We start from the raw sequence: 25,057 nt of genomic DNA, 5'->3' as shown, positions 1-25,057 counted from the left end.
ACCAACGGCTCTACCCAACGCATCCGATGTTGGTAGTATGAATGTGCAAATCCCGCTGGTAGGGAAGTACCCCGGCAGGAATCACAGCGGAAACCGATTGGAATTGCACGCCATGGCAGCCAGAAAAGGACACCGAAGCTGGGGTTACGTCGTCCAGTTGCCGAACAAGTCCAAGCGATTTGAAGCCAGCTACATCGGGCCGGACAAAAAGCGCCACTACGCGCCACAGACTTTCACCGTGAAGACGACCGCCGAAGGCTGGCTTGCCAACGAGCGTGCATTCTTAGAGCGCACGATCATGACCGGCGAAACGTGGACCTCACCGAAACAACGCGCAGCCACGCAGCAGGCGCAATCGATCACGCTCGAAGACTTCGCAAAGACATGGATCGAACAGCGCAACATCAAACCGCGGACCCGTCTGGAATACGAATCGCTATCCGAGCACGAAATTCTGCCGGAACTGGGACCGATTGCGCTGCGATCCCTGACAAGCGAAGTGATTCGCGGGTGGCACGCTGGCCTGCCCGCCGACACGCCACGGCGCAACAGCGCGGCATACGGGTTGCTTCACGCGATTTTGAAGACGGCGCTTGAAGATGAATTGATCGACCGCAACCCGTGCCAAATCAAGCGGGCCATGAGTTCCAACCGCAAGCGCGAGCCGGTGATTCTGGAAGTGAGCGAGATTGCCGCGCTGGCTGACGCAATCGGGGAGCGTTGGCGCGCGCTGGTGCTGCTCTCGGCGTGGTGCGGATTGCGCTGGGGTGAGGTCGCCGAATTGCGGCGCAGCGATTTCGGGCCTGGCTGCGAAACGGTGACGGTTTCCCGTGCGGTCAACCATCGCAGTGGGACATGCACGATTGACACGACCAAGAGCGATAAGGCGCGACTGGTGGTGATCCCTCCGCACATACGAGCTGACATCAAAGCGCACTTGGACACTCATACGAAAGCCGGTGCCGATGCGCCGCTGTTCGTTCCGGTGCGTGGGGGCTGCCACTTGGATAACAAGACTTTCGCCGATTCGTATTTGAAACCGGCTCTCAAATCAATCGGGCGTGAGTCGGCCACGCATCACCACTTGCGACACTTCGCGGGAACCATGACGGCGCGCGTCGGTGGATCGATTTCGGAGACAATGGCTCGCCTTGGTCATTCCACGTCGCGAGCGTCGCTGATGTATCAGGCTGCCGTCAGTGAGCGCCAGGCCGTCATCGCCCAAGCGCTGTCAACACTTGCGACGACGACAAAGCCCGTTGCTGATGCGGTGGCCGATGCAATCGAAACGGAGCCGCAAACTTGACGCTCATCGTTTCGGCTGTCGTCGGCAATTGGGCAATCCATGCGAGTGACCGGCTCGTCGGCAAAAAGCGGACGCCCGCAGCTGAGCCAATCGAGCACGACGCGCACAGTAATAAGACCGTCATCGTTTGTGCCCGCGAGTGCTGGGTCGTCATGGGTTACACGGGACTGGCATACCTTGCCGGTAGGCCGACCGATCAACTCATTGCGGAAGCGGTCAGTGGTTACGATGACCTGTCAGACGCAGCATTCACGTATTGGCAACCGCCGACTGATCTGCACTATCGCGAGATTCGTGATCGCGTCGAGGCGAAGCTAGGAAGCGCCTACGCAACGCTTCCGAAATCGGTTGCGAGTAGATACGCGACGACCGTTTTAGGCGCTGGCATACAGCGTAAGGGCGGCAAAGTTCACAAAGTGATGTTCCGAACGACTGCGCGTGGAGACTCCGTGGCGAGTGCAGAGTTAGGGCCAACTGTTGACGATTTCAGAGCCTTTCGCGTTTATGCCGTGGGAATGACACACCGACCGACACTCGACCGGGCACAGGACCGAATAAGAGCACTTCACTGCCCGCCTGAAGAACTCGCAGACACTGTGCGCGATATCTTGAAAGATGCTGTTCTAGAAACCCATTCGCTTGTACCAGCATCTGTGGGCGAAGACGTGATGACGGTTGTGCTGGACAATCAAAATCGCAACGTGCGAACGGCGCTGCATGTTGCCGATCCGGCACGGCAGGCCGCACTGCACCAACAGGCGATGGCTGACGGAGACGAACAGTTCGCGAGCCTATTGACCATATCGACGCCCTTTGCGCTGACACCCGGAATGATCTACGGACCGTCCGTGGCTAATCCGGGAGGGTGGATCATGAACAATGGAATCACCTTTGAATTCAGCGGTTTCGACAATGACCCTCCACGGTGGCAAGGAAACGCATTCTTTGCTGCGCAGCCTCGTAAGCCAAAACCGTGAGGCACCGGAGCCGCGAAAACCGGCCACGGTAGTCGCCACCCCGCAGGATCAACAACTGCCGGATTAAGGCACGTATTCGCAGGTCAGCGACATACTATACCTATGGGTGTCGGATGCGTGTCGGATGCCATCGCGGTGTTCATCTGAAATAGCCTGTGCCACAACAGATTTCACACCCGTTCTCGAAGGCGTAGCCGTTTGCGTACGGCCACCGGAGTGTGTGCGTCGTTTTTCAGCGGCGAACCGGGCCGGGGGGCGGGGGACCGTTGACCATGGGTGCGCACGTCCATGGGTGGCGTTATGGGATGGAGTGACGACCGTCAGACAGGGATACCGGGAACTTAATCCCTGTCTGATTTCCTTAACCTCGACTGCGGGGTTCGCTTGTTCCTTTCCTACCCATGTTCCTATCCCTCTCACCGACTCAAAGACATCAAGTAGAGACAGGGAATATTTGCCTTGTTTCCCTGTCGGTTAGATGAGCTAATCAGCCGGCAGGAGGTCGCAGGGTCCATCGCATCACGCAGGCCAGATTGCGCGCGCCGTCGTCATCGACGTGCCAACCCATCGAGCGCAGTCCAGGCGCATTGCGTTTGAGTGCACTGGTGACCGATCTCGGGGAACGCGGCCAATCGCGCGGTGTCGTGGCGCTCATCGCGACAATCGGCCATCGCTGGTTCACGTCGTTCAAAATCTCGGCTGCGGTCTTGCCTGCCTTGCCGGTGTCGTAGCGCAGATCGATCGCGGCCTGAATGAACGAACTTGTCGACGTGCTCTCCCGCAGTCCGCTTCTGATGCGCTCGCGATACCGTGCCATGCCGGTGCTGCCGGTGATGTGATCCACGCAGGCGAGTACGCGCCCGAAGTCAGCCATGCGGGGCAATGGTGCGGTGTCTGCCAGGTCGGGAAGCATCTTGTGGACCTTCGACGCAAGGTCGAGCAGGCCACCGAACACAACCGGCCAATCGGTCTGCCATGCGGCGTTCAAGTCGGCTTCGGCCTTACGCTTCTCAATGGTGTGCAGCTCGAACGAAATCAATCGGTCTGCGAAGTCGCCGCGCAATCCACCGAGTTCGATGCCGTTGAAGATCACCGACCGGCGAAACTTGATCACCGACAATCCATCATTGGTGTAAAGCGTGCGCGTGGCGCTGCCGCTTCCGGTGGACGCGCGGCAAAACGCATCCGAGAGCCAATCGGGAACGTTGGACATGTTGTCCAGCCCTACGGCCCAACTACCCCCGGCGATGCTCAGCCAGCGTTCTAGATCGGTTGGCGGGCCATGCATCTCGTCAAGCGTCGACGGATCAATCAGTGAAAGGAAACGCTTTGAAGTCGATGACTTGGCCGTGCCGTGTTCGCCGGTGAATCCGGTAATCGGTTTGGCCGTGCCCGGTTGAATCAGCGCATCAATCGCAATCGCCAACGCTAGCGGTCGATCCTCGGCGGCGATGTTGAGATAAGACCACAGTCGATCCACGTCGCCGCCCTGCTTGGGCTCAGGCATCGCCGCTGTCAGCTCGGTTCGCCGGAATTTGTAGCGCGATTCGTAGACGACCCGCCAAGCACCGCCGCTGATTTCGATGACGCGGTTATCGGGGTCGGCCATGTCGATATGAATTCTGCTGACGTCTCCGGCTATTCGAATGTGCAGTGGCTCGGGGATTTGTTCTAGCGCCATGCCTTCCAACACACCCATAGCCGCCAACACCGCTGATTGTGTCGGGGCGGCGTCAAACCGTTTGAAGTAGTCGCGCGCAATCGCTTGACGCAAACCCAGCTTGGTCCCGCGCAGATCCATCACCACATGCGGCGTGTCAGGGTGAAAGCCGAACGGTCGGCCATCGGTGCTCACGCCGAGCCGGTAGGACTCTAGGGCGATGTCCACCAGTCGTGATGCTTGGCTGCGTTGTGCGGGCTGGTCGTGGTCGTGGTCACCAAGTTCGTTGCGTGCGGCATCTTTCGTCTTCGTCGCGGCCTTCGCGAGACCAAAACCGAAGGCATCGGGCAATTCACCGGGCGGCACAACGTTAACCGGTTCACGCGTCGCGCGCAGATGACGAAACGTCGTCTCTAGAACGTCCCTGGCGTGATTGAAGTCGTCTTCTGTAATGCAGCCGCCGAACTTCGCGCAATACAACCGGGTGGCCTGAGCCAACAGCCATTGGTGGCGTCCGGTGCCGAGTTGGATGGTGTCGGGGTCGGCCCATCCGCGAATCATCGCCTGCGCGTAGGCGCATGTTTCGCCAGCGAAGCGCCACGAATCCGGGTCGCTTTTGCGTGCGTTGTCGCGGGGATAGTCGGCAATCTCGCGGATGCCGTGGGCGTCAAGACGCTTGTCGATTTCAGCCAGCGTGAGCGGCCTGCCTCCGTTGGCAACGCAGGTGACTGGTATCGCTCGACCTCCGGTGGCTTCGGGCTTGTGGTTGAAAGTTCCCGGTGCTCGCAGCACCCGCGCTGGATCGAATGCGGAATCGACCTGCGCGCCGCGTTGCCTCGCGACGAGCTTCACCAACCGCTTCCATCGGTTCAACAGGTGCGAAAGGTCGATGTCGTCCGAGCCGTCCACATGGCCGTCAGTGACCGGCCAGTAGGGATGTAAACCGCCGCTACCGCTGTAGGTGATCGCTGCTGGCCCGGTGCCCATAATCACCGACAAGTCGTCAATGATCGCGTTCGCCACGTCGGTGCTGGTGCATGCGCCGTCTTTGACGTCTAGATCGGCATACAGCGACGACAGGCGCGTTACGTCTGCGGTGCTGCCACGCCCAGCATTCTTGCGAGCTGGCCCGCGCGTTGGATTGACGCCAAACCATATGTCAGCGCCACCGGGCAGGCTCGCCAACGTGGCCGCTGCATCGGAAGCGTCACACACCCGCGAGTTGAACCGGCCATCGGGACCGAGCTTGTACCCGAAGGCCACGAACTCGCCTGTGGTGAAGCCGAGCACCCGCAGCAACCCGGCGAGGTCGAGCGGTGGCTGGTGCTCAGAGGTCTCGCCGCCGAATATTGGCCACGCGGCGAAGGCGCGCGCTCTGGCGTCGCTGCACACCAACCGCAGCACCGGCCTTGGTGTTTCCATCGTTTCGGAATCGAGGTTGTCGGTGCTGGGGGTTATCATGGTGTGGTCTCTCTGAACTCGAAGCTGTTGACTGGGACATGACCCGCTCGGAGTAGTCACCGGGCGGGTTCTCCCACTTTCAGCCGTCGTCGTCGTCATCGGCGCAGATCGTTTTGCATGAAGGATCGTCGGTTGATTCGTCGGTGGCCGGCGTCTCGATCACTCGCCACGACAACGTCCCGAATCCATCCGAATAGCCCTGCTCTACGATGCATTTCGCAGGATCGACCGCGTTTTGCCCGAGAAACGCTCCCAAACACCAGCAGCAGACCCGCATCAGGATCACCAGATCGCCGCGCGCTACGGGAATCGTGAGAAAGTTCTGTGCGAAAAAGTCGCGCTCAAGTTGCCTGTTGGGACCGTCCGCCCGTCTCACGGTTTGCAGGCAATGCGCGAACCAATCGACACAACTCGCGTGCCGTTTACGGTCGATGACCACCGGCCCGTTGATCTGCAAATCGCAGTGGATTTCGTTTGCGACGGCCGCGTAAGCATGATCAAGGTCGTCGGCGCTGTGCATCACCCATGGTTCATGCGGTCGGCATGTGGCAAGGATCGCCGGAAGATCGGGAGCGGTCGCAAACCGAAACGCTTCGGCGGCTTGATCGGCGGGACGACGCAACGCATCGGCCACCGGAGTCAGCAGTTGAATCCAGCGCCGTTCGGGATTGGTTTCATAGAAACGTTCTTCTACCGCTTCGGTACCGACCCACGACCGCAGTACGTCTTGCACCTGTTGTTCGGTGGCAATCATGGGCGTGGCATCCGGTGGGCTGTCGATGCAATGACGTGTTGCGTCGTGTATGCGCTGCCTGATTGCGGGGTCAAGCGGTGTGGTGACTTCGGCTAGGTGTGGTCTGCGACTCATGGGATTTCGCCCTTTCGTAGTGGTGGTGTGTCGTGGCTGCAAATCGTCTGTGCGTAAATAGCTTTCATATGCATTGGTATCGCGTCAGATTCAGCCAGTGCCTTAGTGACAGCGGCGAAGCGCGCGGCGTCTTCGCGTTGTATCTGCGCAAGCTCACGGCGAGCGCGCGACTGTCTCGCTCGCGCCTGCGAGTCGGTGACACCGCGAATCGTTGTCATGCGCTGGCCGTGCGGTTGTCGATTTTTCGCACGAGCTTGTCAACGTCGTTGGGATCGAACTTGAGTAGCCGCAACCCGACTTGATGCGCCGGAATCAAGCCGAGCGCGACGTACTTGCGCAAAGTGTTCGGCGAGATTCGCAAGCGATTCGCGGCGTCTTTGGTGGAAATCAATTCAGCGACAGAATCAACAGGATCAGCGTCGGTAGTTGCTGCGGGCCGGTCATGTTGAGAATCGCTGCGCGTCAACGGGGATGATGTGCGAGACATGCGGTGTCACCCTTCTATGGACCATTGGTGGAGGTTCCCGGTGAACACCCGCACGGCTCGCGACCGGCTGTGTCCCAGAATAGCACAATGACGAGCGCGCGCGAACGGTTCAGCATGTGCGGTGTGGTCCGACATTCCGTCTATACCAACAGCATTCGGGGACTCAGACGGCGTAGAATCGAGGCCAAGTCTGCACCGATTGGGGTCACTGATGAACACGACGACACTGCGCGACAACGCCAAGGCTGCTGCTCTGGCCGCATGGCCGATCTACGGGGCCACCGTGCCCACCGGTCAGTACGGCATCACCACGACTGGCGAAGTCGCGCCGGTTCTTTCGACGCTGCGCGACGGTACTGATCTGGCCGCAGTGTGGACGGAATTCTCTGAGGTTCTGGACATCTGGAACAAAGACAGGCGCAAGCTCACCGATCTGTTGGCGTTCCGCACGGTCAACGCAGGCGAAGCGGTACCGCAGAACATCACTCCGGCGCTATTCGAACAGGCAACTGAAATCGGTGTCCCGCAAGCTGCTGGCACGCCCGGTGATTCGCTGATGCTGGGATACCAGTTCACCGACTACGACATCGCGACTCGCCTCACGCGGCTTTTCCTGCGCGGTGCTGACGTTCGTCAGGTCCGCGCGATCATGGACAATATTCTGACCGGCGACACCACATTGACGACCGGTGAAATCCTCAAGTCAATCTTCGGCAAGACGCGGCGAAAGAATCCCGAAGGATTCACCGTCTATGACCTTTACGACGGTGTTGCCCCGGGACCCCCGCCGTACCTTGGTCGGCAATTTCCCACAGAGGAAACGCATTACATCACAAGCGCCACCGAGCAAGTGGACGCAGGGGACGCCGAGCATCTGATTCGGTTGGTGACTCGCAAGGGTTTCAGCAAGGAGACCGGGGCGACGTTGCTTCTGTTGTGCAATCCCGATGAGGCTGAGCACGTGATGAGTTGGCGGGCCAATCAGCCGTCGCGTCCGCCCGAAGGCGCAGAGACCATCGATGATGTTCCCGTGGCGCGCTGGGATTTCGTACCGAGCGAGTCGCAACCGCCGTATCTGTCGGGTGACGGTGGCGAGTTGATCGGTGAACCGGTGCCCGGTTCGTTCCACGACATCCCCGTTCTCGGCTCGTACGGCGAAGCTCTGGTGATTCAAAGCGATTACGTGCCATCGGGTTACATCGCGGCTGTTGCGACTTACGGGCCGAATTCCGACCGTAATGTCGTTGGTTTCCGTGAGTGGCCCGACGCTTCGCAACAGGGTTTGCGTCTGATGCCCGGTAACTGGTCGGGTGTCCCGCTGGTGGAATCGTTCGCAACACGCGGATTCGGTACCGGCGTGCGTCGTCGTGGCGGTGCTGCGGTGTGTCAGATCACGACCGAACCGGCGTACACCGCGCCCGCTTTCATCACGCACCGGTAGGGATCGAACTATGACCGCGCTCCCTCCGTGGGTTGAATCCGCGATGTTGGACGCCCAGCGCGATCCCCGACCGGTTGCGCCTGATGCGCTTGCGGTCGGGCTCGGTGCCGCGATGCGCGGCGAACCTCGGCGCGTGGGTGACGGCGAGTTGTCGGGTGGCCCAGGTCAGCCGCGTCACTACAACCCGATCACATCCGGCGAAACGCGCGTGAAGGTGAATCGGGGCACCGTGGGCAAGCCTGACGGGCCGTCGATCAAGCTCGCTGACTGAGAGGCAACCATGGCTACGAAAAAGCAGAAGGCCGCGAGAGCGAAATTCGCCCGTCAGGCTAGGGCGAAGGGTTCGAGCAGGGTCGGCAAGGCTGCAGCGAGCCGTACGCGGCGCAAAAAGAGGCGGTAGCCGTGGCGCGCCGTCGTCCTGGTCGTCGCAGAGGAAAACGCGTTTACCGTCGTGACGCGCGGGGTCGTTTTGCGCCGACCGGCGGTGTTGCATCCGACCACGACAAGCGCAAACGCAAGCGCCGTCGTGTGGCTGTGGCCGGTTCAGCGGTCGCGGTCGGGGCGGTGGCAGGCAGTCAGGTTCGACCGACCTCGCGCACGCGTACGGGGGTTCAGCGCCGCCGCATCGTGTCCCGCCATGTCGAGCTAGCCCGCACCGATCATGAGCGACTGACCTCGATCCGGGCTCGCGCGTTCCCTACGTCGACCGGGCCGAAGTTCGACGCCAGGACCGCGAGGGCCGAAGGCCGCGCGTTGACGAAGGGGTACCGGAAGGGTGTCAGATCAGTGCGGAAAGCGGCTCGAAACTCTCGATGACACGGTGACCGACAAAGCCGAAATGATGCGACGGGTGTCTGTGTCCATTCGTACGATGGCTTGTCGTGAAGCGATACGTCGCTGGCGAGCCCTACTCAGCCAGAAGAGTCACTGCCTTCCAACGAAGGATCGAGCGGCTAGCCCGTCGCGTGCACATGGTGGACCTGCTCGCCGAGGGTCCCGATGCTTTTATCGGCTTTCAGGACGATCTCGCTCGTCTGCAAGCAGAGATTCAAAGAGATATCGGTGAGCTAAAGAAAACGGTGCGAAAGGACAAAAAAGCAATACCAGCGCTGGATTGGTTGCGTCGGCTGCGCTGGTATTCGCGGTGTTTAGGAGACGCGCTGGCCTGGGAGGTGCTTCTCTTCGATAGGAAGACGATAGCCGCATTAATGACGGGCACCAGACAGCCTATTGCGGCGATAACTACAAGCCACCAGGCCGTTGTTTCAATGGCCGGATACTTGCTGAGTCAGCAGTTCGGCGTCCCGATCATTCACGACATAACCAATTGGTTGCGCATTGGCGACATCACTTTTATGCAGCCAAAGAAAGAGGGAAAGTCGTGGGGCTTCCAAACGGTTGAATTGAAGAGCTCGGTCAATGATAGCGAGACGTTGGATGACGGCGTTATTCAGGCCAACGTCACTGTCAACGTGTACAGCAACGAACCCATGGATCTCTTAAAGGGACTCGAAAATACACCCAAGGCTGAGGCAGCTGCATCGACCACGCCCGAAAATCTCGGTGCGACTGTGCCTGCTAAACAAGATCGCCGTCTCAAGAAGCAATTTCAGCGGCTCGACAAAATGATCGCGCAGCGGGACATGAAAGACAACGCGATTACCACGGTTGACGGCATTCCGAACGTCGTTTTTCGACTGCCCCACGAGGATACGCACCACTGGGCAGACCTTCGACGCGCAATTCGAAATGCTCGGCGCGATGGTTGCGCGTTCTTTTCAATCGATCACTTCATCGGTTACACGATATTCTATCGAAAGGAAGGTGTCACCGAAGAACACATTTCGAAATTCCGCGAGCCGATGGTCGAACATGTTCAAAATGATCTGCTAGCGCACGGAGGGGGCGGCTTTCTGCTAGTTCGCGAGCTGCCCATGGCGGAAGAGTACGACGTAGAAGGTTTCCCTTTCATGCGCTTCTTTAGCTACAAGATTCCGCAAAATGCAATCGCCGACCTCCTGCGGAATCGTCTGCTTATGGTAGCGACGGTTAATTACGGCCTATTGGATGCTGCATTGGCCGAACGGGGCTTTAACGTCACGGGAATGAATGGCGAACCAAGAGACGACGCTTATCCCTATTCTTGTAAAGTTGCTTGGCCTACAGGCGAGACTTTTCGCCTCGGCATGCCGTCAAGTCAGGTGTCTCGCGAGGTTGAACGAGCCCTATACGAGTTCTCAGGCCTCGACGACGTCGTTCAAAAGGTGGCTTCAGTGCAACTTCTGCCAGACCTCATTTCCTACGCAGACTTTGAAGCTTCGCTTGAAGCTCAGGCAGCCCACGGCGAAGCTGTGCAGCAGAACAAACCGGTTTAATCTAACGTCGGCACCATGACGACGAACACAGCGACTCAGCCGGTCATGGCACACGGAATTACGCCCGGTGCGCAGTTGCTCGATACCGACGAACACGGCACCGAAACAACGTGGCGGGTGCACAGCGTCTCTCGGCATCCGCACCACTTGGATCGTGTGTTGCTCTGGGCCGAGGACGGAACCGGTCGGGTAGTCGACGCACACATTAGCGATTGGGTGCGCCGCGTCATCGAGAACTAACGCCACGCGGTAACGCTCGCTGCGGTCGGTGCAAGCGTGCGTGACCGGCAGCGCCCATGTTGTTGATGCGAGCCGCACGGATCACGGCTTCATCGAGCGTCAGAAGTTCGTCAGGTGGCGGGTCGGTCGCTCCGAACGGGCTCAGCGTGTCGGCTAACGGATCGTAAAGCGGTGGACGCTCGCCTGACTGCGCTTCGTCGCCGTCTGGTGAGTTAGATCGACCGTTGCCGTAACCCGGCGCTACGGGCGAATCGCAGTCCGTTTGGTCTGGTTCTACGTCGATCACTTCGGCGTCCATCGGTTGCGTTGGGTCGGTGACCGGCAACGCTTTCGGTGGATCGTCGGGAATGCCTTGGGAGCGGCGCCATTCGGCGCGGCTGCCGCCAACAAGGCTCGCGCTGTCCAACATGCGTTCGTACGGCTTGGCCGTGACTTCAACATCGACAGCGGTTCTCGCCGAGACTCCGGCACGGTCCAAGGCGTCTTTGATCGCGTTGATTCGAACGTGTTCGGGCACGTTGCCGTCGGTTGCCATCTTGAGCAATTCGCGGGCCATCCGGTCAGCGGCTTCCTCAAGACGCTTGCGCGCTGCGCGCTTGGCCTGGGGAGCACGACCACCGTGAGAGCCACAGACCCGTTGGCCGTCCATCGCAGCTTTCCCGCAGCGTTGGCCGGTGCGCGAGCTGTGCGCGGTGCAACGCTGTGTCGTCGGACTTGCCACGGTGGCCCACCAGTCTTCGGACCATTTCGCGGGAACCTTCGCTGTTTTTGTGGCTGTCGTGTGGGGCGTCGTCGCTTCGGTCGTCATGTTGAAATCAATTCGCGGTCGTTGTGTCCGTTGCGGTTGGCGCGGTCTCGCCGCGATTGCTCCGCGTTGGCGGCTTTGCAGCGGTCACACTTGCAGCCGTATTGATAGCCGGTGACTGTGCCGTGTCGTGGATCGTCGGGGTTGTCGTCTAGTTCTCGTTTGCGCCTCTCGGCGCGGTGCTTTCTAGCTTCGTTGGCTTCGGTGCGTCCGGGACTAGCGAGCCGATCCGCATGCTCTTGGGTGTCGGCTAAGACGCGACCGATCAACCCGTGCCAGTTACTTGCGGCGATCAACTCGGGTTGATTGCGCAGAAGCCACGCCGTGCATTGCAGTAGGTCGCTTTCTGTGGGTATTTTTCGCGCTGAGATTCGAAAATCATTCGGCTTGGCGTCGGCATCGCAGTCGGGATGCAAGATCTTCCAGTAAACGCGCAGAGTAGCGGGGTTAATTGCTTCCTGATCGCCGACCGCAATTGCACTCCGCGCCACGGCCTCGCGATTAAGCTTGATGTATCCATCGCTTCTAACCCGTTTGTCGCACTCATCGCAGCGTAATGCCAGCGCATTAGGACCGGTCGGAATACGTGCTCCCATAGCTCTCAATTCTCCCAGATATTGCATTTCCGCGCCGCGAACAACACGCGTCGTCTACCCGCTCCCTAGGGGGTTGCCCGTCGTTACTGCAGGCCAGAGTGCCGATATTGCGCTTACCGCCTGGCCTTGCCCTCCACGAAACGATCAAGCTCGGCACGGTCGAATTTAAGTAACTTCGGTCCCATCCGATGAACTTTTAGGCGTCCATCTGCAATGTAATTACGAACCGTGTTGACTGATACGCCGAGATATTCGGCGGCTTGCGACGTGGAAAGCCAACGGGGCGTGTGTGTGGAAACTGTGGCGGAATCGAGACGCGACAAGAGACACCTTCTCAGAAGAATTCGACTGCAATTCAGGTGCGTTTATACTGAGCCGCCATCAGTGTCTATGTCTGTCGCCAACCGGGGTTGGCACCTATCAATATACCGGTATGTTAGTGCCAAATGCCCCATGCGCTATTCACGTGGTGGCAAGCGCGCGGAGGCTCAGTGGGCGCGGACAAGCTGCGCGAGCCCAGCAAACGAGCGGAGCAGGCACGCATCAGACGCGGATCAGACAAATTCGCGAGAGGTTCGCTAAAACCACCTCTGAGCTGCGGTGATATGGGTGCCCCCGGCAGGATTCGAATTAGCCGTCACGGTCGATGGCGGATCTGTCTGGTACCAGCGTGAATTAGCCTGTTACCTCGTGTGATTCGCACTCTACGATACGATCAGAAGCAAGCACAAGAATGCACACGAATACACTCAGATAGCGCGCAGATAGCACGACTTGGAGGGTTGTGGCAGGCGTCAAAGGCCGACGCGGATGGGGCTGGGTCCGCCGACTACCCAGCAAGCGATACCAGGCGTCCTACATCGGGCCCGACCTCGTCCGCCACAAAGCCCCGACCACGTTCAGCACTCGCATGGACGCCGAAGGCTGGCTAGCACGAGAACGCCGCTCGATCGAGCTGGAGACGTGGGAACCGCCGGCGCAGCGCGCGGCCGAGGTCGTCGCCCAGGCCATCACCGTCGGCGAGTACGCCGAGCGATGGATCGACAACCGCAACATCAAACCGCGCACCCGATCGGCCTACCGCGACACTCTCCGACTGCACATCCGGCCCAAGCTCGGCAAGGTCGCGATGAAGAACCTCACCGGCGAAGCCGTGCGCGCCTGGTACACCAGCCTCGGAAACGACCATCCGCGCCGCAACAGCCACGCCTACGGCCTTCTGCACGCCATCTGCTCGACGGCCGTCGCCGACGAACTGATTGCGGCCAACCCTTGCAACATCCCGCGCGTGATGAATCCGCCACGCAAGCGCGATCCGGTCATCCTGTCAGTGCCCGAGGTCGCCGCGCTCGCCGACGCGATCCGCCCCGAGCGACTCAAGGCTCTCGTGCTGCTGTGCGCCTGGTGTGGTGTGCGCTGGGGTGAAGTGTCCGAGCTTCGCCGCAAGGACGTGGGGGAGGACTGCGAAGTGCTCTACGTCGCACGCGCTGTTACCCGTCGCGACGGCGTCTATCGTGTGGACACACCGAAGTCGGGCAAGGGCCGCCCAGTCGTCATCCCGCCGCACATCCGCGACGACGTCCGTGAGCACCTGGCCTCCAACGTCGGCAAGAGTCCGGAGTCCCTTCTGTTCCCCGCGGCCCGCGGCGGCCACATGAACGATCGAGTGTTCAGCCGCGAGTATTTCGCCGACGCGCTCGCCGCGATCGGACGCGAAGGTGTGCGCGTGCACGATCTGCGTCATTTCGCCGGGACTCAGACAGCGCGCGTGGGCAATCTCGTCGAGACGATGGGTCGCCTCGGTCACAGCACCGTGAAGGCGTCGCTGATCTATCAGCAGATCGTGTCTGGCCGCGATGCGGCGATCGCCGATGCGCTTTCGAAGCTCGCAGAAGGCGACACGCGGCCCGACGCGCCGTAGCGTTTCTAAGAAATTTCGCGCCGATTCGAAACCTAGAGATACCTGGAAGGGACCTGGAGAGACGCGGGCGAACACGGTCAGACACGTTCTATAAGAAGGCCCGATCTTCAATCGTTCAGTGTGTCAACAACTTTGACTACCGTTGGCAGGCATGAGCAAACACACGCAATCAGAACCAGCGCGTGACTTCACTCTCGATGAGGCCGCCAACGAGCTGCAAATCCACAAAGTGACGGTGCGCCGCTGGATCGCCAACGGCACCCTTCCGGCATACCGCATCAAGGGATCTCGCGTCGTCCGGATCCGCCGAGCCGACCTCGAGGCTCTCAAGCAGCCGATCGGCGGTGCGGCATGAAACGAAGAAGCCCGGGCCAACATGCCCGGGCAGCCTCGACGACGCCAATCGCTACCGCCCAATATATCGGCCGCTGCCAACACTGCAGACGAAGGCTGTCGGCCAAGCGGAGCGTGTTGCGATGCGCCGGCCCCGTCTGCTGGCGACGACACAACCACGGCGTTGAACACCGTGGTCCCAGAGCCGCATGACCGAGTACAAAGGCCCCCTCGACAAGCACGGCATCCCCAGCAACATAGAAGAACGCTTTCGGTACTTCGGCCTCCTTCCGCAGAAAGACACCCGAACATTCCTTCAGCGCATCCAGGACCGCCAGCGAATGCCCGAGAGCGCCGCCGTACTACTCGACGACGCCTACGTCGCCGCCGCGCACCGAGCCGAGATCGAACAACTCTCCCGCTGCCCCAACGGCCAACGCAACCACACCCTCAATGTCGCCGCGCTCAAACTCGCCAGGCTACCGATCGACCGAGACATGTTGCGCTCCGATCTCATCAACGCCTGCCACGCCAACAACCTTGTCCACGACGACGGCATCCGCTCGGTCGAAGCCACCATCAACTCCGCCTTCACCAAAGCCGACCACGACGGACCCCGCGACCTGCCCGACCGCCACGACAACGTCCAGGAGGTCAGCGCTTTTTCGTGCGGTCACGAAAAAGATGCCGACGAGATAATCGGAATCGATCTCCACGAACGCAAGATCGAGATCGAGCTCGAGCAACTGCGGATCCGCGACGAAGCCCGACGACGATTCGCCAACGAACAGAAACCCGCTGTCATCTATCCGACAGGCGTCACCCTCGGCGAACTGCTCGCACAACCCGACGAAGACGCCGCCTACCGCATCGAAGGACTATTGCCGACCGGCGGCCGCGTCCTGCTCGCCGCACAATTCAAGGCCGGCAAGACAACACTGGTCGCCAACCTCGCGAGAGCACTAGCAGACGGCACGCCATTCCTCAACCGGTTCACCACGACACCAGGCCGTGTCGTGCTCATCGACGACGAAATGGACCCGCGTCAACTCTGGCGCCAACTCCGTGACCAAGGCGTCAACAACGTCAACAACGTCACGGTGTTCAACCTGCGCGGCCGCGTCCACACATTCGACCTACTCGACGCCGACACCCGCGCATGGTGGGCCGACCAACTGCGCGGAGTCGACGTGCTCATTGTCGACTGCCTGCGACCACTCCTCGACTCGCTCGGCCTGGACGAAAGCCACGACGCCGGCCGCTTTCTCATCGCACTCGACCAACTCCTCGACGAAGCCGAAATCAGCGAAGCCATACTCGTACACCACATGGGACACGTTGGCGAACGATCACGCGGCGACTCCCGCCTCCTCGACTGGCCAGACGCCATCTGGAAGATCGTCCGAGAAGACGAAACACCCGAAGCGGACCGGTACTTCTCCGCCTATGGCCGCGACGTTCACATCCACGAAGGCAAGCTCGACTACACCCACGCCACGCGCTCGCTAATCTACCTCGACACCAGCCGCAACGAATCCGCCGGGCGCGCGGCACTACCAGACATCGCCGACATCCTCACGGCCGGCGACGGCCTCAGCTTCCGCTCACTGCAAGATGGACTCGTCAGCCGCGGACATCCCCGAAAGACAGCCAGAGAAGCGATCAGAGTCGCTATCGCCGACCGCATGGTCTACACGACCGCGGGCCCTCGCAACGCAACCCTTCACCACCTGAATCCATCGAGTGTGCCGGAGTGTGCCGCCAGTGTGCCAGCACAGTGAAAGTGAGTGTGCCAGTGTGTGTATAAGGCACACTGGCACACACACTGGCCGCAGAACGACCGTCACTGTGCCACGGCACAGTCAGCCCGGCGGTGGCCCATGAACCGCCGTGAGCGCCGCCAACACGTGCCCGCCAACGTGCGAGCCCTGGCCGCAGCCAAACGCTGCCCCGACTGCCTCAGCACCGTCGACCCCATCCAGATGCGCCCAGGCCTCTGGATCGTCGAAGTCCGCCACGACCAGACCTGCCCGACACTGGCGAACCTGCGAGCCCGAGGTTTGGCGCCGTGACGACGGGGTCTTGGGGCCTTGGGCCTGCGTCACCCAGAGGGTGCTGCAGGGGGTGTTGCTTTCTGCGCAACGCCCGCCCATGACCTACCGCAGGTCAGAGGGTATAGAGGGGGGCAAAATCTCTGTGACCAGCTCAAACGCCCCGCGCCGCGGTGCGCTTGCTTTCACGCGCTCAAGTTTTGAACCCGTTTTCCGACACCGAGGAGGCAACTCGACATGTCCCAGCCTGACGACGACCGGATACCCGCCGCAGATCAGCGGCGACTCGCTCAAATCCTGCTGGCGGCGTTCGATGGCGACCGTGAGGCCACGGACAAGGCCGGCGACGAGATCGAGGCCACGCCGGGCGGTTGGCATGGCGCGTTCAGTGCGCTTGCCGGCGTCTACGTGAACCTGCTTGTGACGGTGGCGGGTGAAGCGAACGCCCGCAAGACGTTGCAGATGGCTGCGCTCGATGCGTCGTTGCACGAGTCTGATGATGAGTGAGCCGGTGGACCAGGACGCCGCCGAGGAGCAGCGGTCGCGCATGGTGGAAGTGCCGATTCGGCGGGGTGAAGGCCCGTTTGACCGGCCGGAGTACGCCGAGGTTCCCGAGGACACCGCAGCGCAGTGGAGCGACCGTGTGTGGCACGACAGGCCGCCGCGATGAACGCGTGTCGTCGGCATCGGGTGCTATCGTTGCGGTCGGAGAGTCAGCCAGCGTGGCGGCCGGGCCCGAATTGCGCCCCGCCAGCCAGCCCGCAAGACGATCCAGCGAGCACCGCCAGCGTTCGCGGCCGTGTCTCGTTGTTGATCCCTCCAATTCCATTGTCCGAGAGGGCAGCTCATGCAACGTAAGTCTGTTGCGTTGTCGATCAAGGCGGCCGACGACTCTACCGGCACGTTTACCGGTTTGGCGTCGGTGTTCGACAACCTCGACGCGCACGGCGACATTGTGCGCCGTGGCGCATTCACTAAGTCGTTGGCTGGCGGGCAGCCGATTCCGCTGCTGTGGGAACACAAGGCAGACGACCCACGCAACTACGTCGGCGACGTCATCGAAGCCGCCGAGACAGCCGAGGGTTTGCAGATCACCGGCAAGTTCGACCTCGATACCGAGCACGGCGCGGCCGCGTACCGAAACGTCAAGGGCCGCCGCATCGGCGGCTTGAGCATCGGCTATGCCATCCGCAACTCGACCAAGACGGCCGCCGGCCACGAGCTGACCGACCTCGAGCTGATCGAGGTCTCCGTCGTGGCCCGCGGCGCCAACGACCGCGCTCGCATCGGCGCGGTCAAGACGGCGGCCCGGTCCACAACTCACATTCGCTCGGCGCTGGCGCGCGCCGCCGCCGAGCGCTACCAGAAAGAGAACACCATGGCGACCAGCGCTCGACTCGACACCCTGACCAAGGACCGCGACAGCCAGCTCGCTCTCGTCAAGACGATCCTCGACACCGCCGATGGACTGCAGCGCGATCTGACTGCCGAGGAAGCCGAACGCGTGGAGGAAGCCACCGAGAAGGCGAAGGGCCTCGACGCCGCGATCGCCCGCGAGAAGGCCGACCTCGACGTCAAGGCCCAGGCGAAGGCGCTCGCCGCCAGTATTGGCGGGCCGCCCGACGATGCGGCCGGTGGCGACGAGCCCGCGGCCACGCAGCACCTTGCGTTGACCGGCAAGCATGCCAAGGCGTTGGCGCGCAAGGTCATCGGCAAGGGTGGTGTGAAGGCGCTACTGGCGAACGGCGCTGTCAGCACGGGTGTCGTGATGCTGCCCGAGGTTCAGCAGATGGGCAAGCCTCCGGTGTCGATCCTCGACGTGCTGCCGGCGCGCGTGGTCGCGCCGAACTACTCGTTCCTGCGGCAGACGGTGCGCACGAACAACGCTGCGCCGGTCGCCGAGGGCGGCACCAAACCCACATCGGTCTACACCGTCGATGACGTGCCCTCGAAGCTTGAAGTCATCGCCCACGTCAGCGAGCAGATCGGGCACTACACCCTCAGCGACAACGCGAATCTGGAGATGTTCGTCGAGTCCGAGATGCTGTATGGGTTGCGTGTGGCGGTCGAGGACCAGGTGCTCAACGGCGACGGCACCCCGCCGAACCTGACAGGGATCCTCACCACGTCGGGCATCCAAGCGCAGACGTTCGACACCGACATCCTGACATCGGTGCGCAAGGGCATCACGAAGCTAGAGAGCCAAGGGCTCTCGGCCGATGTGCTGATCCTGTCGGCGGCCGACTGGGAGGCGATCGAGCTCAGTGCAGCCACAACGAACGCGGTCGACTATCGCGGTGTGCCGATTGATCGCACGGCGCGGCGGTTGTGGGGTGTGCAGGCGGTCGTGTCCACGGTGCTGCCCGCGGACACCGCCGTCCTGCTCGAACGCAACAGTGTCAGCGTCGACCACGACGGCATGATCGACACCCGCTGGTCGGACGCGGTGGGCTCTGACTTCACCGCGAACTATGTGCGGTGCCGTACGGAAGGCCGTTTCGGGCTGTCCGTGTACCGGCCGCTCGGGGTTGTTGAGGTCGCGACCGCCGGCGAGTGATGACCGTGCGGCGGGCCGCGTGGGTGACCTCCTCGTCGGACACCCCGGCCCGCCGCCCCCGCCGGGGGAACAGGAGTAAGCAACGTGGGAGAGCGAGGACCAGCAGCACGACCGGCCAAACTGCTGCTGCTCAACGGCCGCAGCGAGGGCCGCGACAGCGGCGGCCGACCCGTCGCACCGCCGCCACCGTTCCGCCGTGAGGCACCCAACCCGCCGACCTGGCTGTCACGCGAAGCCAAAGCCGAATGGCGGCGCGTGGTGCCCGGCCTCGAGCGCCTGGACGTCATCAAGCCCGAGGACCGCGCCACGCTCACCGCCTACTGCGAGGCGTGGTCACGGTTCGTCGAGGCCACACTCCAATACCGGCGTGAGGGTGCGGTTCTGGTCAACGAGGACAGCGGCCGGCGCTATCAGCATCCAGCGTTGCGGATCGCCCACGACGCCGCGCGGCAGATGCTCTTGTTCGCCCACGAGTTCGGGCTGACTGCGTCCGCTGAGTCGCGCATCAACGCCGCGAACCTGACCGCGGGCGACGACGAAAACAACCCATTCAGCGGATAAGACGCCGTATATCAGAGGGTTTCGTTATCAGGCGAAGCTCACCTTCGCTCGACCGCGCCCATCGATTGCCGTCGACGTCGGTAAATCCCAACCATCCGACGAGGTCCAATTCCTCATGCCCCGGCCACGAATTCACGCCAGAGCCCTCAGACACGTTCCTCTCATGCGGTAGGCGGATTCCGTCTGCGGAGAAGAACTTGACGCCGGCAGTGCGAGACTCCTTCTCCGGCTTCACAATCTGAAGTGACTCCGAATCATCGGGCAGCACTGCTACTGCAGTGGCGTCGGAGCGCATCTCGCAGGCGATAACAGTCACGTCGAGAATCGGCCTCTCACTGTGATTCACCAGCCACATCAGATACGCCGGGTGTGTGTCGTATTAGTCCTCTTCCAGGTTTTTCGGTCTACACCGAAAAACACAGGTGGAAGGCCACAGACTGACTATCGCCTGACCCGCTACGCGGCCTATCTGACCCTCGATGATCCGATCGACAAGCTTCGACTTTTTCGCCGTACCTGTCCTCGACTTTCCCTCTGAGGCTGGCATTGGGAGGGTAACTGGCGGTCATTCCCGCGAAAATCAACTTCGCTTCGGCTTCATTCGCGGCAAGTCGTTCGCGCGCCCGTTCTTTGCGGTCCCTGGTCGCAATGTATAGCGCGGCGAGCGCAGCGCCGATCGAACCGATCGCGGCAAGAGCGCTGACCACGAGACCCCAATCAACGGTGCACATTCGATAGTCCGGTCAGCCCTTATCGGACTTGTACCACTTGCCGATCGACGGGGATTCATCACTCCGCACGGATAGATGGGTTGCACCTTCATAGCGGCCTGCGCTTTGCCCTCGGGCAGCGCGGCCCGTCACGCCCCAGCTCCAGCCCTTCAAACAGAACGATTCGCCCGTCGCCTTGTCCCTGATCGTCAGTTCCTCGCTGTCGAACTCGATCGAATTGTCGTCAAGGTCGAGCCGCCACAGCGGCAGCTGTGCAAGCTGATCGAGGAATGCGCGTACTTCGTCGGCCGTGTCGAACGTCGGGCCACTGGCGACTGGCTGATCGATGCGGTGCACCGTGAGCCGGCGGTATGTCGGCCCCTCGGCGCCAAGCGTGCCCCCGGCGGCGAACGTCACCGCATACCCCAATGGCTGTGACAGCTCGTTCAGTTGGTGGGCCTCGCCCCCGGCGTCTGCCATACCTTGCAACGTCTCGCGATCGCTCATGTGCCACAGTGTTGCAGGCCCGATCGTCCTTCATTGCGGAAACGGTCATGGGCCTGCATGGGCGAGACGACCACGCAGCAGCTGGGGGCTCTGGCCGTCGTGGTAGACGGCCGGGTACAGCAGTCGGCCCCGCCGCAGTGGACGGGGCCGATGTAGGGGGTCGGATCTTAAATCGCTAGGCCCGCGAGAATTCGCCCCAGACGTCTCTCGCGTCGCTTGAGCTGAAGGACGTCGACACCCAGGCCGGCGAGCTCCTTGCGCTCCACAGCATCCAACGTCGTGAGGCGCGCGTGAAGCATCGGCACATCGACCCACAGATGCCTAGCCCACGCCCGCGACGCCTGGCGGGCATAACGAGCCGCGATCCGTCCCAGATCCTCTGTACGGATTAGCCGTCGCGATGCGATCTCGTCGACGACACGCTCCTCTGCGGCGGCCATCGCAGGGTCGGACGGGACCGGGCCACGTTCGATGTGCACGATCTCATGCGCGAGGGTGCTCCGACGTTCGGCCTGGTTGAGTTTCCTGCACAGCCAGATCTTTCGGCCAAGATGCAAGCCCATCGAGTGATCGGGCAGGCGGTAGGCGTCGGTGACGAGGACGTCGGGGTGGTAGGCCTCGAGGTAAGCCCACGGGTTCCACGGAGGCGGGGCGTTGTCGTCCCAGCCGGCCAGCGTGGCTGAAGTGAGTAGGGCGAGTTCTTCTGTTTTTGTGCGCACTGAGCTAAGCTCCTGATGTCTGAGAGTGAAGCCCCTGGCAGGGGGCGGAGTTCCGAGAGGGCGGTTCCCTGGCAGGGGAGCCGCCTTCAGTCATTTCAGGGTGTTGGCATCTGGGCCACGCCTTGAACGCGAAAGGACCACCAGTTGCGTGGCTGGTGGTCCTCGGGACCTGGCGGGAGGGAATCGCACGGGGATAGCACGCGACCCTCTGATTGGGGTGTTTGTGCTGGTCAAGATGGTGCCCCCGGCAGGATTCGAACCTGCGGCCTTCTGCTCCGGAGGCAGACGCTCTATCCCCTGAGCTACGGGGGCGCACATGACATGCTGCGCCGATGGGCCAGCACAGCGTAACGCATCGCGGGCAAGGGAAACGGATTCGGGGGCTGACCACCTCAGACCATAGGATGGACCACCGTGACCCCCGCTGACCTCGCCGAGCTGCTCAAGACCACCACCGCCGCGGTGCTGGCCGAGCGTGGCCTGGACACTTCCGCCCTGCCGGCCACCGTCACGGTCGAGCGTCCGCGCAACCCCGAGCACGGCGACTACGCCACCAACCTCGCCCTGCAGCTCGGCAAGAGGGTTGGGGTCAACCCGCGTGAGCTGGCCGGGTGGCTGGCCACCGCGCTCGCCGCCCACGACGGCATCGCCGCCGCCGACGTCGCCGGGCCCGGGTTCGTCAACCTGCGCCTGGAAACGTCCGCGCAGAACACCATCGTCAGCAACGTGCTGGCCGCCGGGGCGCGCTACGGGCATTCCGACGCGCTCAAGGGCCAGCGGATCAACCTCGAGTTCGTCTCGGCGAACCCCACCGGGCCGATCCACATCGGCGGCACCCGGTGGGCCGCGGTTGGCGACGCGCTGGGCCGGCTGCTGTCCACCCAGGGCGCCGATGTCACCCGCGAGTACTACTTCAACGACCACGGCGCCCAGATCGACCGGTTCACCAACTCGTTGATCGCCGCCGCCAAGGGCGAGCCCACGCCCGAGGACGGGTACGCAGGCGACTACATCAAGGACATCGCCGCGCAGGTGCTCACCAAGGAGCCCGACGCGCTGAGCCTGCCGGATGACCAGATGCGCGAGACGTTCCGCGCGATCGGCGTCGACCTGATGTTCAGTCACATCAAGCAGTCGCTGCACGACTTCGGCACCGACTTCGACGTCTACACCCACGAAGACTCGATGCACACCTCCGGCCGCGTCGAGCAGGCCATCGCCAGGCTCCGCGAGGCGGGCAGCATCTACGAAAAGGACGGCGCGGTCTGGCTGCGCACCACCGACTACGGCGACGACAAGGACCGGGTCGTCATCAAGAGCGACGGCGCCCCGGCCTACATCGCCGCCGACATCGCCTACTACCTCGACAAGCGTGAGCGCGGGTTCGACCTGTGCATCTACATGCTCGGCGCCGACCATCACGGCTACATCGCCCGGCTCAAGGCCGTCGCCGCGGCGCTCGGTGAGGACCCCGCCACCGTCGAGGTGCTCATCGGGCAGATGGTCAACCTGGTCCGCGACGGCCAGCCGGTGCGGATGAGCAAGCGGGCGGGCACGGTGATCACGCTCGACGACCTCGTCGAGGCCATCGGCGTCGACGCCGCGCGCTATTCCCTGATCCGGTCGTCGGTGGACACCCCGATCGACATCGACCTCGAGCTGTGGTCCTCGGCGTCCAACGAAAACCCGGTCTATTACGTGCAATACGCCCACGCGCGGCTGTGTGCCCTGGCCCGCAACGCCGTCGAGCTCGGTGTCTCCGCCGACACCTCGCACCTGGAACTGCTGACCCATGACAAGGAAGGCACGCTGATCCGCAACATCGGCGAGTTCCCGCGCGTGCTGAAAACCGCTGCGACCCTGCGTGAACCGCATCGGGTGTCGCGCTATCTCGAGGACCTGGCAGGCGACTACCACCGGTTCTACGACTCCTGCCGGGTGCTGCCGCAAGGAGAGGAAGCGCCGAACGAGTTGCACGGGGCCCGGCTGGCGCTGTGCCAGGCCACCCGCCAGGTCATCGCCAACGGCCTCGGCATCCTCGGCGTCACCGCACCGGAGCGCATGTGATCGCCCATCCCGCCGGACCCCGCCATGCCGAAGAGGTGCACCACGGCGGCGCCCCGCCACGGCCGCAGACCTCGGATGAACTTCTCATGCTCGCACCGAATGTGTGGCCCCGCAACGCTGTTCGCGGCGCCGACGGCGTGGTGTCCATCGCGGGGGTGCCGGTCACCGACATCGCCGCGGAGTTCGGCACGCCGGTCTTCGTGATCGACGAGGACGACTTCCGTTCCCGCTGCCGCGAGATGGCGGCAGCCTTCGGCGGGGGAGAGAACGTGCGCTACGCCGCCAAGGCGTTCCTGTGCACCGAGATCGCCCGCTGGGTCGACGAGGAAGGTCTTGCGCTCGACGTCGCCAGCGGCGGTGAGCTCGCCGTCGCCCTGCACGCGGGCTTTCCCGCCGAGCGGATCGCGTTGCACGGCAACAACAAATCCATCGATGAGCTGACCGCCGCCGTCAAGGCCGGCGTCGGACACATCGTCGTGGACTCGATGATCGAGATCGACCGCCTCGACGAGATCGCCGGTGCGGCAGGCGTCGTACAGGATGTCCTGGTGCGGGTCACCGTCGGCGTCGAAGCCCACACCCACGAATTCATCTCGACCGCGCACGAAGACCAGAAGTTCGGCCTGTCGTTGGCGACCGGCGCGGCGATGGAGGCGGTGCGCCGGGTTTTCGCCACCGACCATCTGCGGCTGGTCGGCCTGCACAGCCACATCGGCTCCCAGATCTTCGACGTCGCAGGCTTCGAACTGGCCGCGCACCGCGTCATCGGGCTGCTGCGTGACGTCGTCGCCGAGTTCGGCGTCGACAAGACGTCACAGATGTCGACCGTCGACCTCGGTGGGGGATTGGGTATCTCGTATCTGCCGCACGACGACCCGCCGCCGGTGGCCGAACTCGCCGCCAAACTGAGCGCCATTGTCCGCGACGAGTCAGCGGCAGTCGGGCTGCCCACCCCCCGGTTGGTCGTCGAACCCGGCCGCGCGATCGCCGGCCCCGGCACCATCACCCTGTATCGGGTGGGCACGGTCAAGGACGTCGCCGTCGCATCCGACAAGTACCGCCGCTACGTCAGCGTCGACGGCGGGATGAGCGACAACATCCGCACGTCGCTCTACGACGCCGAATACGACGCCCGACTCGTGTCCCGGACCAGCGACTCCGCACCGACGCTCGGGCGGATTGTCGGAAAGCACTGCGAGAGCGGCGATATCGTGGTACGCGATACGTGGGTGCCCGAAGACATCGAACCGGGCGACCTCCTCGGGGTGGCGGCCACCGGCGCATATTGCTATTCGATGTCGAGCCGATACAACCTGATCGGTCGCCCCGCCGTGGTGGCCGTGCGCGACGGGCGGGCCCGCCTGATCCTGCGCCGGGAGACGGTCGACGATCTACTGAGCCTGGAAGTGAGGTAA

Annotated in this window: 24 protein-coding genes and 1 tRNA gene; 16 read left to right on the top strand and 9 right to left on the bottom strand. The window is 62.5% G+C overall.

Features of this window, described 5'->3' with window-relative positions; translation table 11 throughout:
• Nucleotides 1–112: 112 nt before the first annotated feature.
• Both MELE44368_RS05200 and MELE44368_RS05195 read left to right on the top strand, forming a co-directional pair.
• The gene (locus tag MELE44368_RS05200) at nucleotides 113–1,306 is read left to right on the top strand and encodes a tyrosine-type recombinase/integrase (protein ID WP_065121643.1); all 1,194 of its coding nucleotides are present in this window, start codon (nucleotides 113–115) and stop codon (nucleotides 1,304–1,306) included.
• On the top strand, nucleotides 1,303–2,283 hold the full coding sequence (locus MELE44368_RS05195) for a hypothetical protein (protein ID WP_128107520.1): 981 nt from the start codon (nucleotides 1,303–1,305) through the stop codon (nucleotides 2,281–2,283). The genes MELE44368_RS05200 and MELE44368_RS05195 overlap by 4 nt, the downstream gene beginning before the upstream one ends.
• Before the next feature lie 487 nt (nucleotides 2,284–2,770).
• Here the strand turns inward: MELE44368_RS05195 and MELE44368_RS05190 are convergent, their stop codons facing one another.
• The 3 genes from MELE44368_RS05190 to MELE44368_RS05180 form a co-directional block, all read right to left on the bottom strand.
• Nucleotides 2,771–5,404: an AICE element replication initiation protein gene (locus MELE44368_RS05190; protein ID WP_128107519.1), complete on the bottom strand. Its 2,634-nt coding sequence runs from the start codon at nucleotides 5,402–5,404 to the stop codon at nucleotides 2,771–2,773.
• Nucleotides 5,405–5,483: 79 nt separating this feature from the next.
• A complete protein-coding gene (locus MELE44368_RS05185) occupies nucleotides 5,484–6,158 on the bottom strand; it encodes a hypothetical protein (RefSeq protein ID WP_128107518.1) in 675 nt (224 codons plus the stop codon).
• Between the two features lie 328 nt (nucleotides 6,159–6,486).
• Entirely contained in the window at nucleotides 6,487–6,759 is a 273-nt protein-coding gene (locus tag MELE44368_RS05180; protein WP_128107517.1) for a helix-turn-helix domain-containing protein, read from the bottom strand.
• A gap of 211 nt (nucleotides 6,760–6,970) precedes the next feature.
• On the opposite strand from MELE44368_RS05180, the gene MELE44368_RS05175 reads away from it, so the two are divergent.
• The 3 genes from MELE44368_RS05175 to MELE44368_RS05165 all read left to right on the top strand — a co-directional run bounded on the left by MELE44368_RS05175 (nucleotide 6,971) and on the right by MELE44368_RS05165 (nucleotide 10,575).
• The gene (locus tag MELE44368_RS05175) at nucleotides 6,971–8,200 is read left to right on the top strand and encodes a hypothetical protein (RefSeq protein WP_065121622.1); all 1,230 of its coding nucleotides are present in this window, start codon (nucleotides 6,971–6,973) and stop codon (nucleotides 8,198–8,200) included.
• A gap of 10 nt (nucleotides 8,201–8,210) precedes the next feature.
• On the top strand, nucleotides 8,211–8,471 hold the full coding sequence (locus MELE44368_RS05170; RefSeq protein ID WP_065121621.1) for a hypothetical protein: 261 nt from the start codon (nucleotides 8,211–8,213) through the stop codon (nucleotides 8,469–8,471).
• Nucleotides 8,472–9,174: 703 nt separating this feature from the next.
• Entirely contained in the window at nucleotides 9,175–10,575 is a 1,401-nt protein-coding gene (locus MELE44368_RS05165) for a hypothetical protein (RefSeq protein ID WP_128107516.1), read from the top strand.
• A gap of 226 nt (nucleotides 10,576–10,801) precedes the next feature.
• Here the strand turns inward: MELE44368_RS05165 and MELE44368_RS05160 are convergent, their stop codons facing one another.
• The 3 genes from MELE44368_RS05160 to MELE44368_RS05150 all read right to left on the bottom strand — a co-directional run bounded on the left by MELE44368_RS05160 (nucleotide 10,802) and on the right by MELE44368_RS05150 (nucleotide 12,539).
• Nucleotides 10,802–11,623 (bottom strand): hypothetical protein, encoded by an 822-nt coding sequence (locus MELE44368_RS05160; protein WP_128107515.1) that lies wholly within the window; start codon nucleotides 11,621–11,623, stop codon nucleotides 10,802–10,804.
• Entirely contained in the window at nucleotides 11,620–12,243 is a 624-nt protein-coding gene (locus MELE44368_RS05155) for a hypothetical protein (RefSeq protein WP_128107514.1), read from the bottom strand. The genes MELE44368_RS05160 and MELE44368_RS05155 overlap by 4 nt, the downstream gene beginning before the upstream one ends.
• An 86-nt stretch (nucleotides 12,244–12,329) precedes the next feature.
• Nucleotides 12,330–12,539, bottom strand: coding sequence for a helix-turn-helix domain-containing protein (locus tag MELE44368_RS05150; protein WP_081282411.1), 210 nt, complete (start codon nucleotides 12,537–12,539; stop codon nucleotides 12,330–12,332).
• Between the two features lie 461 nt (nucleotides 12,540–13,000).
• Between MELE44368_RS05150 and MELE44368_RS05145 the strand changes: the two genes are divergently transcribed.
• From MELE44368_RS05145 to MELE44368_RS05115, 9 genes are all read left to right on the top strand, one after another.
• The gene (locus MELE44368_RS05145) at nucleotides 13,001–14,137 is read left to right on the top strand and encodes a tyrosine-type recombinase/integrase (protein ID WP_128107513.1); all 1,137 of its coding nucleotides are present in this window, start codon (nucleotides 13,001–13,003) and stop codon (nucleotides 14,135–14,137) included.
• A 151-nt stretch (nucleotides 14,138–14,288) separates the two neighbouring features.
• Nucleotides 14,289–14,492 carry a helix-turn-helix domain-containing protein gene (locus MELE44368_RS05140; RefSeq protein WP_128107512.1) on the top strand — a complete coding sequence of 68 codons (204 nt, stop codon included), beginning with the start codon at nucleotides 14,289–14,291 and terminating at the stop codon, nucleotides 14,490–14,492.
• The gene (locus MELE44368_RS27480; RefSeq protein ID WP_409366100.1) at nucleotides 14,489–14,683 is read left to right on the top strand and encodes a DUF6011 domain-containing protein; all 195 of its coding nucleotides are present in this window, start codon (nucleotides 14,489–14,491) and stop codon (nucleotides 14,681–14,683) included. Before MELE44368_RS05140 ends, MELE44368_RS27480 begins: the two co-directional genes overlap by 4 nt.
• A complete protein-coding gene (locus MELE44368_RS05135; RefSeq protein WP_128107511.1) occupies nucleotides 14,680–16,251 on the top strand; it encodes an AAA family ATPase in 1,572 nt (523 codons plus the stop codon). Before MELE44368_RS27480 ends, MELE44368_RS05135 begins: the two co-directional genes overlap by 4 nt.
• A 99-nt stretch (nucleotides 16,252–16,350) precedes the next feature.
• A complete protein-coding gene (locus MELE44368_RS05130) occupies nucleotides 16,351–16,542 on the top strand; it encodes a hypothetical protein (RefSeq protein WP_128107510.1) in 192 nt (63 codons plus the stop codon).
• Nucleotides 16,543–16,758: 216 nt separating this feature from the next.
• A complete protein-coding gene (locus MELE44368_RS05125) occupies nucleotides 16,759–17,028 on the top strand; it encodes a hypothetical protein (RefSeq protein WP_128107509.1) in 270 nt (89 codons plus the stop codon).
• Nucleotides 17,021–17,191 carry a hypothetical protein gene (locus tag MELE44368_RS26555; RefSeq protein ID WP_164890031.1) on the top strand — a complete coding sequence of 57 codons (171 nt, stop codon included), beginning with the start codon at nucleotides 17,021–17,023 and terminating at the stop codon, nucleotides 17,189–17,191. The genes MELE44368_RS05125 and MELE44368_RS26555 overlap by 8 nt, the downstream gene beginning before the upstream one ends.
• Before the next feature lie 177 nt (nucleotides 17,192–17,368).
• Complete coding sequence (locus MELE44368_RS05120) at nucleotides 17,369–19,078, top strand: HK97 family phage prohead protease (RefSeq protein ID WP_128107508.1); 1,710 nt, start codon at nucleotides 17,369–17,371, stop codon at nucleotides 19,076–19,078.
• 84 nt (nucleotides 19,079–19,162) lie between these two features.
• Nucleotides 19,163–19,639 (top strand): phage terminase small subunit P27 family, encoded by a 477-nt coding sequence (locus tag MELE44368_RS05115; protein WP_128107507.1) that lies wholly within the window; start codon nucleotides 19,163–19,165, stop codon nucleotides 19,637–19,639.
• 743 nt (nucleotides 19,640–20,382) lie between these two features.
• Here MELE44368_RS05115 and MELE44368_RS05110 read toward each other — a convergent pair.
• The 3 genes from MELE44368_RS05110 to MELE44368_RS05100 form a co-directional block, all read right to left on the bottom strand.
• Nucleotides 20,383–20,856: a hypothetical protein gene (locus tag MELE44368_RS05110; protein WP_241566486.1), complete on the bottom strand. Its 474-nt coding sequence runs from the start codon at nucleotides 20,854–20,856 to the stop codon at nucleotides 20,383–20,385.
• Nucleotides 20,857–21,023: 167 nt separating this feature from the next.
• Nucleotides 21,024–21,575, bottom strand: coding sequence for an ImmA/IrrE family metallo-endopeptidase (locus MELE44368_RS05105; protein ID WP_206613687.1), 552 nt, complete (start codon nucleotides 21,573–21,575; stop codon nucleotides 21,024–21,026).
• 236 nt (nucleotides 21,576–21,811) lie between these two features.
• Nucleotides 21,812–21,887: transfer RNA gene (locus MELE44368_RS05100), tRNA-Arg, on the bottom strand.
• 102 nt (nucleotides 21,888–21,989) lie between these two features.
• On the opposite strand from MELE44368_RS05100, the gene argS reads away from it, so the two are divergent.
• Together argS and lysA are read left to right on the top strand one after the other, a co-directional pair.
• On the top strand, nucleotides 21,990–23,642 hold the full coding sequence (argS, locus tag MELE44368_RS05095) for an arginine--tRNA ligase (protein WP_128107506.1): 1,653 nt from the start codon (nucleotides 21,990–21,992) through the stop codon (nucleotides 23,640–23,642).
• On the top strand, nucleotides 23,639–25,057 hold the full coding sequence (lysA, locus tag MELE44368_RS05090) for a diaminopimelate decarboxylase (protein ID WP_128107505.1): 1,419 nt from the start codon (nucleotides 23,639–23,641) through the stop codon (nucleotides 25,055–25,057). The genes argS and lysA overlap by 4 nt, the downstream gene beginning before the upstream one ends.

It is taken from the genome of Mycolicibacterium elephantis DSM 44368 (assembly GCF_004014805.1).
Classification (GTDB): domain Bacteria; phylum Actinomycetota; class Actinomycetes; order Mycobacteriales; family Mycobacteriaceae; genus Mycobacterium; species Mycobacterium elephantis.
Note: the sequence above shows the minus strand (reverse complement) of the source record. Positions and strands in the feature narration are given on the sequence as shown.

Bases quoted from the DNA above. Each gene is read 5' to 3' on its own strand.
- MELE44368_RS05200 (WP_065121643.1), top strand. From the start codon at position 113: ATGGCAGCCAGAAAAGGACACCGAAGCTGGGGTTACGTCGTCCAGTTG.
- MELE44368_RS05190 (WP_128107519.1), bottom strand. From the start codon at position 5,404: ATGATAACCCCCAGCACCGACAACCTCGATTCCGAAACGATGGAAACA.
- MELE44368_RS05185 (WP_128107518.1), bottom strand. From the start codon at position 6,158: ATGATTGCCACCGAACAACAGGTGCAAGACGTACTGCGGTCGTGGGTC.
- MELE44368_RS05180 (WP_128107517.1), bottom strand. From the start codon at position 6,759: ATGTCTCGCACATCATCCCCGTTGACGCGCAGCGATTCTCAACATGAC.
- MELE44368_RS05175 (WP_065121622.1), top strand. From the start codon at position 6,971: ATGAACACGACGACACTGCGCGACAACGCCAAGGCTGCTGCTCTGGCC.
- MELE44368_RS05170 (WP_065121621.1), top strand. From the start codon at position 8,211: ATGACCGCGCTCCCTCCGTGGGTTGAATCCGCGATGTTGGACGCCCAG.
- MELE44368_RS05160 (WP_128107515.1), bottom strand. From the start codon at position 11,623: ATGACGACCGAAGCGACGACGCCCCACACGACAGCCACAAAAACAGCG.
- MELE44368_RS05155 (WP_128107514.1), bottom strand. From the start codon at position 12,243: ATGCAATATCTGGGAGAATTGAGAGCTATGGGAGCACGTATTCCGACC.
- MELE44368_RS05140 (WP_128107512.1), top strand. From the start codon at position 14,289: ATGAGCAAACACACGCAATCAGAACCAGCGCGTGACTTCACTCTCGAT.
- MELE44368_RS27480 (WP_409366100.1), top strand. From the start codon at position 14,489: ATGAAACGAAGAAGCCCGGGCCAACATGCCCGGGCAGCCTCGACGACG.
- MELE44368_RS05135 (WP_128107511.1), top strand. From the start codon at position 14,680: ATGACCGAGTACAAAGGCCCCCTCGACAAGCACGGCATCCCCAGCAAC.
- MELE44368_RS05130 (WP_128107510.1), top strand. From the start codon at position 16,351: ATGAACCGCCGTGAGCGCCGCCAACACGTGCCCGCCAACGTGCGAGCC.
- MELE44368_RS05125 (WP_128107509.1), top strand. From the start codon at position 16,759: ATGTCCCAGCCTGACGACGACCGGATACCCGCCGCAGATCAGCGGCGA.
- MELE44368_RS26555 (WP_164890031.1), top strand. From the start codon at position 17,021: ATGAGTGAGCCGGTGGACCAGGACGCCGCCGAGGAGCAGCGGTCGCGC.
- MELE44368_RS05120 (WP_128107508.1), top strand. From the start codon at position 17,369: ATGCAACGTAAGTCTGTTGCGTTGTCGATCAAGGCGGCCGACGACTCT.
- MELE44368_RS05110 (WP_241566486.1), bottom strand. From the start codon at position 20,856: ATGAGCGATCGCGAGACGTTGCAAGGTATGGCAGACGCCGGGGGCGAG.